This is a genomic window from Dysgonomonas reticulitermitis, assembly GCF_054601275.1.
The window spans coordinates 1-12,525 of sequence record NZ_BAAHWU010000002.1; the positions used below are offsets into that span (position 1 = coordinate 1).

9 protein-coding genes and 1 tRNA gene are annotated in these 12,525 nt (G+C 36.8%); 4 read left to right on the forward strand and 6 right to left on the reverse strand.

Annotated elements, in window-relative coordinates:
• Both ACYPZI_RS01150 and ACYPZI_RS01155 read right to left on the reverse strand, forming a co-directional pair.
• Positions 1-318: COG3415 family protein (locus tag ACYPZI_RS01150; RefSeq protein ID WP_459597791.1), on the reverse strand; the 318-nt coding region annotated here is incomplete at its 3' end.
• 365 nt (positions 319-683) lie between these two features.
• A complete protein-coding gene (locus tag ACYPZI_RS01155; protein ID WP_459597793.1) occupies positions 684-2,315 on the reverse strand; it encodes a sulfatase-like hydrolase/transferase in 1,632 nt (543 codons plus the stop codon).
• An 81-nt stretch (positions 2,316-2,396) separates the two neighbouring features.
• Here ACYPZI_RS01155 and ACYPZI_RS01160 point away from each other — a divergent pair, with 81 nt between their 5' ends.
• The gene (locus ACYPZI_RS01160; RefSeq protein WP_459597795.1) at positions 2,397-3,461 is read left to right on the forward strand and encodes a CorA family divalent cation transporter; all 1,065 of its coding nucleotides are present in this window, start codon (positions 2,397-2,399) and stop codon (positions 3,459-3,461) included.
• Between the two features lie 117 nt (positions 3,462-3,578).
• Complete coding sequence (locus ACYPZI_RS01165) at positions 3,579-4,676, forward strand: tetratricopeptide repeat protein (protein ID WP_459597797.1); 1,098 nt, start codon at positions 3,579-3,581, stop codon at positions 4,674-4,676.
• Here ACYPZI_RS01165 and ACYPZI_RS01170 read toward each other — a convergent pair.
• From ACYPZI_RS01170 to ACYPZI_RS01185, 4 genes are all read right to left on the reverse strand, one after another.
• The gene (locus ACYPZI_RS01170; protein ID WP_459597799.1) at positions 4,669-5,346 is read right to left on the reverse strand and encodes an RluA family pseudouridine synthase; all 678 of its coding nucleotides are present in this window, start codon (positions 5,344-5,346) and stop codon (positions 4,669-4,671) included. The two genes, ACYPZI_RS01165 and ACYPZI_RS01170, sit on opposite strands and share 8 nt — an antisense overlap.
• Before the next feature lie 77 nt (positions 5,347-5,423).
• On the reverse strand, positions 5,424-6,926 hold the full coding sequence (locus ACYPZI_RS01175; protein ID WP_459597801.1) for a catalase: 1,503 nt from the start codon (positions 6,924-6,926) through the stop codon (positions 5,424-5,426).
• A 149-nt stretch (positions 6,927-7,075) separates the two neighbouring features.
• Positions 7,076-8,896, reverse strand: coding sequence for a membrane dipeptidase (locus tag ACYPZI_RS01180; protein WP_459597803.1), 1,821 nt, complete (start codon positions 8,894-8,896; stop codon positions 7,076-7,078).
• A gap of 12 nt (positions 8,897-8,908) precedes the next feature.
• Complete coding sequence (locus ACYPZI_RS01185) at positions 8,909-10,159, reverse strand: dicarboxylate/amino acid:cation symporter (protein WP_459597805.1); 1,251 nt, start codon at positions 10,157-10,159, stop codon at positions 8,909-8,911.
• A 158-nt stretch (positions 10,160-10,317) separates the two neighbouring features.
• Here ACYPZI_RS01185 and ACYPZI_RS01190 point away from each other — a divergent pair.
• A tRNA-His gene (locus ACYPZI_RS01190) sits at positions 10,318-10,393 on the forward strand.
• Positions 10,394-10,561: 168 nt separating this feature from the next.
• A complete protein-coding gene (locus tag ACYPZI_RS01195) occupies positions 10,562-12,457 on the forward strand; it encodes an ArnT family glycosyltransferase (RefSeq protein WP_459597807.1) in 1,896 nt (631 codons plus the stop codon).
• The last annotated feature ends 68 nt before the right edge of the window (positions 12,458-12,525 follow it).

Here is a 12,525-nt window from a genome sequence, read left to right on the forward strand (position 1 = left end):
ATACCCAAATTCTTCGGGACTTTTCAATAAGTCGTTTTTCACTTGTTCTTTTTGTTCCTCCGTTATAAACGGGTGCCTGCCTCTGCCTTGTTTCATGCGAAGCCCGTCAATGCCTTCACCGTCGAAGAGGTCTGCCCAATTGCAGATTTGCTTATGAGTTACCCTGTAATACTCTTCCAGCTTGCGGGTACTGTAACCTCTTGTCAGTTGAATAATGGCATACAGCTTCACTCCAACAATATTATTTTCATCGCTTTCAAAGATCGCCTCTACCTGTTCGGTAGTGTAATTCTTTAGTTGTTTTACCTTACGTCCCATTGTCTTTCTGTTTAATCAGTAAGACTACAAAGATATAACTTATTTGGGTAATTTAATAATATAATTTATATAATAAGCGTTCAGTGCTAAGTTAAGTGAATGATAGCATCATATAAGAACAAGGAAGCCGTCAATCTTTTATCATTGATGGTCTTTCGATTAAACATTTACATTTTAATCTGAAATTATATAGTTTCTTATTTTTATTTCTTATTGACTATCTCCTTATATAAGGGTGTTATGAAATATTTGAGGAATTTCAAGAATCCTGTTTTTCAAAGAATATAATCACTTATCTGTTAGATATTATCGCCAGATCCAAAAATCCAGATAATAAACATCAGAGGAATAGGATATAAGATGATTTATTGATTCTCAAATCGCTCTTTGATATGTTCATATTTTTTCTCTCCGACATAACGTTCCCGCGAATTGAAATTGGCGGAAAAAAGGCTGCGGGCGTCGTCATAATCCTTATAGCTGATACCGGCTAAATCGGAGATTGAATATATAAAATCTTCGGTTGAGTACTTACGCTTTTTATCAAATATCAAATCGGAACGGAATCTCCGATATACAGGAGACATCCAAACCATAAAAGGTATTTCACACATAACCGGAGAAACTTTCTCATACGCATGACCTGCAAATTCCCTGTAATCATAGAGTTCTTCCCCATGATCGGAAAAATAGACCATTGCCGCATCATGACAGGGGAGATCTTTTAAAGCTTGTATTATACTACTAACGATGAAATCATTATACAGTACCGAATTATCATACTTGTCTATTGCTTTCTTCGCTTTGTCATCCCGGTATGGAGCATCTGCCACCAAGCCATCCTTTTTATTATTAAAAACAATAAATTCTTTCGGATACCTGAACTCGTATGCCATATGATTACCTATCAGGTGAATGAGAATAAGCTTATTTTTTTGCGGCTCTTTCAGTATGGTATCCAATACAGGCAACACAATATCGTCATGTTGTTTATACTGAGACAGATTATATTTTTTATTGGCCAAGGTAAGAAGTATATCATAGCTGGATTTACAATCTTCGCTATACTCCTGATTAGTTATCAGATATGTACCATATCCGGCCCTGTTAAACAATTCGTAAAGTGAAGGTTTTTGGGTAAAATTTGCAGGATGATCTATATCAGACATTGACAATATTGAACGTATTACCGGAATTGTATGTACCTGAGGAGCAACCATATCCTGATAAATCATCAAGCTATCTCCCAATTGAGACAACAAAGGATTGGTTTCTCTGGAGTAACCATATAGAGACATATGGTGCTTATTCAGAGATTCACCAACCACAACAACAATCACGTGAGGTATTGTATCCTGTTTTATTATAGAAACCTCATAATTTTCGCATTGGCGTGCTTTTATCGCCTTCTTTTCGTAAGTAGTTCTTAGTTTATAGCTTATAAATGTTTTGTAGAAGTTAACAAAATAGACAGACCGCGATACCCTGTTTATGCCAACAATCGATACAATAATAAGAATGCTTAATACAAAAATAAATTTATATTTCTTTATGCTCAGAGATTTGAACGATTTCATCGTACAAATCATAACAATCGGGATAGCTGCATATAAAATCACCCCCGCAATAACCCATAAACTCAAATAATATGCAACAAACTCTTTACTCTCTTCCGGATTAGTTTCAAACAGGCTGGTAACACTATTTTGTTCCAACAACACATGAGCAAAGAGCAGATAAGCCAGATAAATAGCGCCCGGAATTATAGAAATAGCCAAAAGAATGGAATATATAATTTTTTCGGCTTTCGAACTGATAAATAGAGACAAGGTGGATATAGCGGCGAAAAGTAAACCGCAAACTAAAAACACAGCCAATTTATCCAAGAGTGTAAGATTCTGCGCCATAGGACTAAACATGGGCAATAACATCAATATATAGAAAAGAAAGAAAAATTGCATTTTCTTCTTTTTGAGTATAGTTAAAACTTCATTCATATGTTATATCACAAAACTTTGTCTATGAAGTAGGCAAATATACTATTTTATTCTTATTTTTGATATAAATTAATACCGGGAATGAGTAAAAGGATATCAAAAAAAAGTAAATTGGTTCATAGGAATTATCTTTCAAAACCCACATATTTTGGAGATCGGGATATTCCTATGTCGGTAGAACTTATCCAGTTTGATGAAACACAGACCGGGAAAAAGACTTTACCCGTAGAATTTTCAATAAATGATCAGATAGATAAGACAAAAGTAAACTGGTTCAAAATAAAAGGAATATCAGATGTTGTTCAAATAAACAGAATTTACCGCGAACTCGGTTTGCATGGCTTCGATGTAAAAGACTTACTTGCAGACCAACAAGTAGTAAAAGCCGTTACTTATGATAGTATTTCTTATATACTGACTCCGGTTTTCTATATCAACGAAGAAGGTGATATAGACGATATGCAAATAGCATTCATTTTGGGAAAAAACTTCATAGTCAGCCTGCAAGAGGAAGATATCCCGGTTTTCAACGAGATAGAAAAGAGTATCGAAGATAACAATATCCTGATCAGACAAAAGAGTGTGGACTTTCTGCTCTACATTATGATGAGCGCAATCAACACCATCAATATCAACACCGTAATGTCATTAGAGGATCAGTTGGCCGATACAGAAGAAGATCTTATACAAAGAAAAGCCTCAGTAGACATACTCCAGTTTCTCCACAATAGCAGAGTGAGCTACACTCATATAAAAAGATCGGTTATATCGTTGCGGGAAGAATATGTTAATTTGTTACACAATACGAATAAGCTTATCAAAGACGAAAACATAGTATACTTCAACGACTTTGACGACCGGATGCGTGTAACACTTGGGGATCTGGCTTCATTTTACGAATCGTTAAGTTCATTACTCGATCTATATTACAACAATAATAATCTAAAGCTAAACGAAATAATCAAACGCCTTACTATTGTATCCACTATGTTTATCCCTTTAACCTTCATGGTAGGCGTATGGGGAATGAATTTCAAATTCATGCCTGAAACAGAATGGCCTTACGGATATATCTTTGCCTGGATCATTCTTGCATTGATCGCATTATTTACGTATATCTGGATGAAAAAACAAAAATGGTTCTAGGAAAATATAAACTTTAAACATATGAAACGAAGCATGATTTTTATCAAATCACCAAAGTCCATGATAATAAAAATCATGCGAGTTCCATATGGCAACTAAAATCAAAATTATTATCATATGAAAAAGATAATTTTTATTATTGCTGCGACTTTGTTAAGCATCCAGTTCATATCAGCTCAAAACATAAAAAAGATGTTTGAAGATGATCAGTATCAGGGAATTATAGATTTATATGCAAATAATTCCCAAACACTGTCTTCAGAAGATTTAATGTATATAGCCCAGTCCTATATGAATCTGGGAGATATACAGAGTGGGTTAACATATGCACATATGGCTACCTCAAAAGAAATAAACAATGCAAGGGTTTATTTCGTCACAGGTGTGCTTTACAACGCTAATGGAGACTATAATAACGCCATAACGAGTCTTGAAAAGGCTATCGAACTCGCTCCTGAAGAAGCCAATTATTATGCAGCTTTGGGTGATTCATATTATGGACAGGAAAATTATGAAGAAGCACTATCCCATTATAAAAAGGCTACTCTTCTGAAACCGGCTTCGGAAAAAGCATTCTTTATGATTCCCACTATACATGCTACTCAAGGCAAAGAGAATGAATCTTTAAATGAATTTTATACAGCAAAAGCAAAAATCACGAGTGACAAAGAACTCTATGTCACAGTGCTTTACAATATAGGCAAAATGGAATATGATAAAGGTTCGTATCAAAAAGCAATCAATGCATATAATGATTTACTCTCCTATTTTCCGGATGACTACTATTCCTACGAAAAACTAATACAATGTTACTATGGACTGAATCAGATAGGTAAAGCCAATTTGCAGAAAACAAAGCTATATACAGCTTATAAAAACGGATTACTCGAATCGACAAGTATATCCGATCAGTTTTGTTTCGACCAGTTCAAAATCGAAGATAAGGAGATTGTCGCCTATGAGCGGTATGAAGAATTTGCTTCTAAACCGGTAATAAAAAAAATATTTTATGTAGTGGACAGCGATGGTAATATAAGTGAAACCATTCTCCAAAAAAGTATTTCCAAAAATGGCTATACTTTTACCATGACAAAAAACGGGACAGAATATATTTATGCAGACGAAGTATCGGGCACAACGCCTAAATATACCTCGCTCAAAGCATATATTTCAGATATAATAACAGGCAAATTAACCGCTATAAGTTCTAAATAGCACCCTTCTCCAAAGCCCGCCATAAATTATCGTCGGGCACAGGAGCTATAATTTCTACCGGTTCTTTCGATACAGGATGGATAAATGATATTTTACGGGCATGCAGGCTGATACCTCCATCAGGGTTGGAACGGTCTGCCCCGTATTTAAGATCTCCTTTAACCGGACAGCCTATTTTTGCTAATTGACAACGTATCTGGTGATGGCGACCTGTTTCCAAATCGACTTCAAGCATATTATATTTATCGGAACGGGCTATTAGCTTATAATGCAAAATAGCTAGTTTAGAGTTGGGTTTCTCCGCGTCATAGGCATACGACTTGTTCTGTTTTTCGTTCCGCACCAAGTAATGTTTCAATGTTCCTTCTGCCTGTTTTGGCGCTTCTTTTACGACAGCCCAATACGTTTTGCTTATTTCTTTATTCTTAAACATATCATTCAGCCGGGCAAGAGCCTTGCTCGTTTTGGCAAACACGACGATACCGCTTGTGGGACGATCGAGCCTGTGTGTAACACCGCAGAATACATTCCCTTGTTTATTGTATTTTTCTTTCAGATATTCCTTCACAATCTCCGAAAGGGGCTTATCTCCTGTCTTGTCGCCCTGTACAATTTCCGATACAGTCTTATTGACTATAATGATATGATTATCTTCGTATAAAACAGTCATTATTCTTAAAATAAAATGCAAAGAAAAACCTTTCGAACGAAAATCGAAAGGTTTTTCTACTAATATCCAAAAATTAATTATAGAGCCGTTGCTTTCACTCTTTCTTCATGAGACATAGCTGCCAATCTTTTCACTTCGTTAATTTCAAGCCCTAATCCTTCCGCAACTCTTGTACCGTATTCGGGATGAGCCTTGTAAAATATAGCTGCCTGGCGAAGTTGGATACGTTTATGAGCATTTTTTATATGAGCAACAATATTACCCACCAGATTCGTTTTGTCGTAATCGGATAAAACCCTTCCGTATAAATCTCCGGCCTGAACATAATCGACATCAGACACGACATATTCATGGCGTGCAGCCATTCCCGCAACATCAACCGGAGGCGCGGCATATTTTTTATCCGGTGCAGGGCCATCAAAACTATTCGGATAGTAATTTGGTCCGGTATAACTATGCATATTCATAGCACCATCGCGCTGATATGTGTTCACCTGTGCTTTCGGGGCATTTACCGGGATCATATCAAAATTAGTTCCCAATCGATGACGGTGTGTGTCCGGATAACTGAATACACGGCCTTGAAGCATCTTATCCGGCGATACGGCAATTCCCGGAACGAGATTACCCGGTGAAAACGCTGCTTGTTCCACTTCCGAAAAGTAATTTTCAGGATTACGGTTCAACACCATCTTGCCAACAGGGATTAACGGATAATCCTTTTGAGACCAAACTTTTGTTACATCAAATGCATCAAACTTATATTGAGCGGCTTCTTCGGGTTTCATTATCTGTACGTATACGCTCCATGACGGAAATTCACCTCTCTTTATACTATCAAATAAGTCGCGTGTGGCATGATCGGGATCTGTTCCCGCCAGCTCGGCTGCTTCTTGTCGTGTCAGGTTTTTCACACCCTGGTCGGTTTTGAAATGTAACTTGATCCAGTAATGCTCCCCTTTTTCGTTATACCACATATAAGTGTGGCTCGTAAAGCCATGCATATGACGATAGGAATACGGCGTACCTCTATCGGTAAATAAAATAGTTGCCTGATGCACACTTTCGGGCGTTAAAGACATAAAATCCCAGAATGCATCCGCATCATCCAGATTAGAGGCCGGATTCTTTTTCTGAGTATGAATAAAATCAGGGAATTTAATAGCATCACGGATAAAAAATACAGGGGTATTATTCCCTACCATATCATAGTTTCCGTCTTCTGTATAAAACTTAACCGCAAATCCGCGAGGATCTCTTGCCGAATCCGCAGAACCACGTCCGCCTCCTACCGTAGAGAAACGTACAAATACTTCCGTTTTCTTTCCCACCTGAGATAAAAACGCAGCATGAGTATATCTTGTCAGGTCATTCGTCACTTCAAAATATCCATGAGCACCCGCTCCCTTTGCATGAACAACGCGTTCCGGAATCCGCTCACGATCGAAGTGTGATAACTTCTCTACCAAATGAGTATCGGATAAAAGTGTTAAGTGAGGATTTTGAGTGGTAACAGATGCTTGATCATTATCTACAGGAATACCTTGATTGGTTGTCATTCTTTTTCTTTTCTCTTCCATGGTTTAAGGTTTTTTATTCTGCAAAATGTTAGTTCTCTACTATTATAATTATTAACACCTTAATTCCGGTTTTGTTCAGTTTATTTACACATAAAGACAGAGGATAAACCGATAGATTCACCCTCTCAATATATAATTTTGAAACCTTCTTATTTTTTTGCAGCAGCCTGTACTGTGGATAAAACGCGAAGAAAATTCTTCCCCCATATTTTTGCTATATCTTCATCCGAATAGCCTCTTTCTAACAACTTGACTGTTATATTGATCATATCGTTGCTGCCATTACAACCGATAATGCCCCCACCGCCATCAAAGTCGGACGCAATACCTACATGATCGATACCTGCTACTCTGACTGCATGATCGATATGTTCAATAGCATCCATCAGGCTAGCCTTGCTTTTATCTTTATTCATAAATAAGTCGACAAGGCAAATTTGCGCGACACCCCCGTTTTTGGCTAAAGCCTGTAGTTGTTTATCGGTGAGATTGCGATCATGGTCACACAGCGCCTTTACAGAAGAATGTGATGCAATGATAGGTTGAGTAGATAATGCAATCACATCATAAAATGTCTTCTCACTCACATGTGATATATCGACAAGAATACCCACGCGATTCATTTCCTTTACCACTTTCTTGCCAAAACTGCTCAATCCGTTCCATTCCGGCTGATCGCTAGACGAGTCACATATATCATTCGGCTTGGTATGGCATAAAGTGATATAATTTACACCTCTGCCTTTAAACCGGGCAACGTTGGCAATATCCTTACCTATTCCATATCCATTTTCAATACCTATGAATATAGCTTTCTTTCCTTCAGCTTTGAGCCTTACAAGATCGTCCGCGGTGTATGCAATGCCACAAACATCCTTGTTTTTTTCTACCTGAGTATATATGCCATCTATCAAACCATCTATTTTTTGCACGATCTTTTGTGAAGAAATTTCATCTCTTGGGCCTTGTGCTGTATAGGCTGCAAAGAATATCGCATCGAGCATGCCCTCCTCCATTTTAGGGATATTGACCTGATTATTCTCCCTTCTACCTATATCAAATCCTTCTTTTTTAAATTCTAAAGGAGTATCGCAATGGGTATCTACAGATAACATATTTTGGTGTAGCTCCTTAGCCCGATGATATAATCCTGCCTGCTTAACAATATGATCAAATATTTTCAACATAGTTATATCTCCGCCTGCAATATGTCCTTCCGGATGCCACTGTACACCCAAAATAGTGCGATTTGGATAGGCTTCTATAGCTTCAACTATTCCATCTGGAGCATATGCTACAGTCCTAAAATCAGGAGCAACATCTTTTACTCCCTGATGATGAAATGAATTAACAAGAACTTCCGTTGTATTTAATATTTTAAATAATTCCGAATCCCTTGCAATAGACACAAGGTGTGTTCCTTGCTCTTTTGGTTCTGTTTGCCGGTGTTTGATTATGCTATCTTTATGCTGGGAAGGTATATCCTGATAAAGCGTACCACCAAAAGCAACATTAATAGCTTGCTCGCCACGGCAAATACCCAAAACCGGAATATTACGGTCTGTAGCCAATTTCAACAAAACAAGATCGTAGATATCCCGTATAGAGTCTATATCATTCATATCAGGAATAACATCCTCTTTATAATATGATGGATTAAAATCTTCACCACCTGTCATAACAAGTCCGTCAAGATTCTTGACAATATTCCTTAATACTTTACTATCCGTCATCGCCGGAATAATTACAGGAGTTCCTCCGGCCCTGAGTATTGCCTGAATATATGTTCCGGGAACGCTCGATCCTCCACTCTTACTCCTACTGGCAGATACGCCTATAAGTGGAGAATATTTTGCTTTAACACTTACATTTTCAGAATCTGTCAGCTTATATAACCCAGTCAAATCCTGAGCCTTCACAAAACAGATACATACCAATGCAATGAGTACAAAAGATACAGTTCTTTTCATCTTTTAATAATATTAGTCCGATTCTACAGTTACAATCCGTCTCTTAACCCAATCTTTTCCTTCCGTTAGCCGTGTTACAAGCATCGCACATACAACATTTCCGGTTGAATTGAGCAGTGTAGCCGGAATATCCACTATTGCACTAATGATAAGTAATGCTCCTGCAAGCTGAGGAGAAAAACCAAAAACAGAGCAAATTAATAATTCTCCCGTCATTCCACCGCTGGGTATTGCGCCCATTACTGCTCCTACCAACAAGGCTACACCAATAATCATAAAAATATTTGAAGAAGTAGTCAACTCTTGTCCGAAAATAGTAAGCAGGAATATTATCTTCAGCACACCTGCCATTACTGAACCATCTTTATGAATATTAGTACCTAAGGGAATAACTGTCTCGGCAATACTATCGGGTATTCCCATCTTTTTCGATGCTTCAATATTCACAGGGATACACGCCGCACTGGAAGATGTTGCTATAGCAGTAAGCGAGGGTGTCAATATATTTTTCCAAAAAGCGAGAAACCCTTTTTTCCCTCCCGCCAATAGGACATATATGGAATTTAATCCGAAAAATGCAATAGCAGTGAGGATAAGATAAAGAATAAAGACATGCATGTATCCATTCAATATTTGTCCTCCCAGCCTACCTACCGTATCGGCAAAATAACATCCCAGCCCTAATGGTGCAGCCTTCATAATAATTCCCATCATTTTCATAATAACAGAAGCTCCCGAATTTAAAAAATCAGCAACGACCTTGCCTTTTTCTTTAGAATATGAAGTAGCAAGTCCCAGAAATGTAGAAAATATGATTAATGGCAACAGATTAGACTTCGTGAAAAGCAAATGAAAATCGGATACTGTAAACAAATTGACAAAGACTTCGGCCGAAGACAATTGTTTGATGGATTGATCGGGCAAAGATGCCATCAGATCGGACTTATCGATTCCACCCAGGGGATTATATATCAATGTGAAAACATATGCAACAATAGCGCCGATAATGGCAGTGAGCATGAATACGAAAATAATATTGCCTATTACTTTGCCTACCATATTGGATTTCCTCATGTTGTATATAGACGAGGAAACGCTCAATAAAACAAGAGGTACTATGAGAGCAAACATTAGATTAAGAAAGAGATTTCCTATAGGCTTCACAACGGCAGTGGCCTCTCCAAAGAAAATTCCGCATAGTCCTCCGATAAGAATGCCGCAAAGGAGAATTAGCGTAAATGCATAGTTCTTTAAAATACTCATCGATTAGTTTAATTTGAAGAGACAAAAATAGTTATGAATTATGAATAATAGCAATTAATTCCAAAAAATTACTTGGTATGCAAGAAAGTTGAAGTTTTTTCGGTTCGTATCTTGTCAATATAAGAATTTTGCCTATATTTGCACCGCAATTGCGAGATGGTGATCGTAGCTCAGTTGGTTAGAGCGTCGGATTGTGGTTCCGAAGGTCGCGGGTTCGAACCCCGTCTTTCACCCAACAAAAACAAACATTTGATATAAGTCGCTAACTAAGGCGGCTTATATTTGTCTTTAGAAGCGGCAAAGTTCATTATTATGTAGAACACCCTCTACATAACTTTAAATATCTCTATCTTTGGAGGTAAAATCTAATTTGTTTATCCACAACAAACTAAAATTACAAAAATGACAAGCCTGAGTGTCTTTATATTTGGCGTTTTCAACTTTTTCATAATGTATCTGGCTGTATACAGTTATAAAAAAGATTGGCGTGAATCTTTTATTTTAGCGGCTCTTTATTTAGGTGTTTTCATATGGGGATTAACAGAGTTTCTTAGCTTATTTAATATCCTAAATTTTAACGGAGTTATATGCGGATGGATATTTTACGATGTAGGCATACTGTCTTTTCTCTTTACTAAATACAAAAACAAATCATTATCAACACCTAAAATATCATTAACTTGCTTAAAGTGTTGGGAGTTTTATTTTATTGGCATTTTGTTAATAACTACTTTCTTTCTGGCGATTATCTACCCTCCTAGCAATTGGGACTCAATGACATATCATTTACCTAGGATTGAACATTGGATTCAGAATATGAGTTTGAGTCATTATAATACATCAATACCCAGACAATTATACTCGGCTCCATTTTCAGAAATCGTTATATTACACGGTAGGCTATTGTCCGGGGATGATTGGCTCATGAATCTTGCTCAGTGGTTTGCATTCTTAGGAGCCATTATAGGAATATCAAAAATAGTAGCCGATTTTGGCTTAAACAGAAAATCACAAATAATTGCAGCTCTTTTTTTTGCCACCTTACCGATGGCAATATTACAGGCTTCGAGTACTCAAAACGACTTAGTGGAAACATTATGGATTATTTGTTTAGCCGAAAGGTTTTTAGCTTGGCGGAAAGAGCCTAAACTACACTATAGTATTGATTTTGGTATTGCTTTAGGTTTAGCTATCTGTACAAAGGGAACAGCTTATCCGATCGCTTTTGCTTTTGTCGTTGCATATGCTATAATGAGTATAAGACAATATCGAACTAAGTTAATCGGGGCATTATGTGCGGCAATAATTTGTTTAATGTTGAATGTACCTCATTATATCAGGAACTATGTTACTTTTAATAACCCGATTGAAGCTTCTGATAAAACAATGGCTTCACCTTCAATCGAATCCTTTTTAATAAGCCTATTCTCAAATATATATGTGAATATCTCTATCCCTGTGCCTAAGTCTAATGAAATCAATGAACAATTATTTAAGGTTGATGAAAATATTTATCCTTATGGTAGTATATATGTCTATTCTAAGGATAAATGGCTAAAAGAACGTGGAGGAATGCCATTTTTTCATGAAGATTTTATGAAGAATACGTTTCATACAATCTTTATTATTATTACTTTTATTTCTGTTTTTTATATAAAAAAGAAAAGATATGTCCAGTATTCATTAATAGTTCTGGCTTGTTGGGGCATGTTCGTACTATGCATTCCGTGGCAGCCATGGATAACACGATTACAAACTCCACTTTTCGCATTATCTGCACCTCTTTTCGCATTTATGTTCAACAGGATAAGATATACGAAATTAAAAACATTTTGTTTGCTGATGCTTTGCGGTTTCTCCTTATTGCCATTATTCTTTAACAGAACACGACCTTTGTTATCTTTTCAAGCTATTCCAATAGTTGAAGAATGGACTTTAAATAAAATGTTCTGGAATACAAGCCGGGATGAATTGGTATTCTATAATTATCCGGGTACATATCAAGACTACACAAGTGCATGTTACATCATTTCCAAAACGAACACGACTGATATAGGTCTTATTATAGGCGGCGATACATGGGAGTATCCATTATGGCGATACATGAGACACACAAAAAGCGTGACACCTCAGATTAATCATGAAGTCTCGGATTCAATATATTTAAAGGCTAATACTCTCTTTATATTAAATCGCTCAAATAATATTGTAGATATCAATGATAAAAATAAAGATATCCCATTTGTATATCAGAGAGATGTATCACAATGGGTTATTCTTTATCCGTATAATAAGTAATTTCTTAGAATTCTAATTATTTGATTTTTATCAAATATTATCCTTAGCTTCGCAAGTGTACCGCCCTA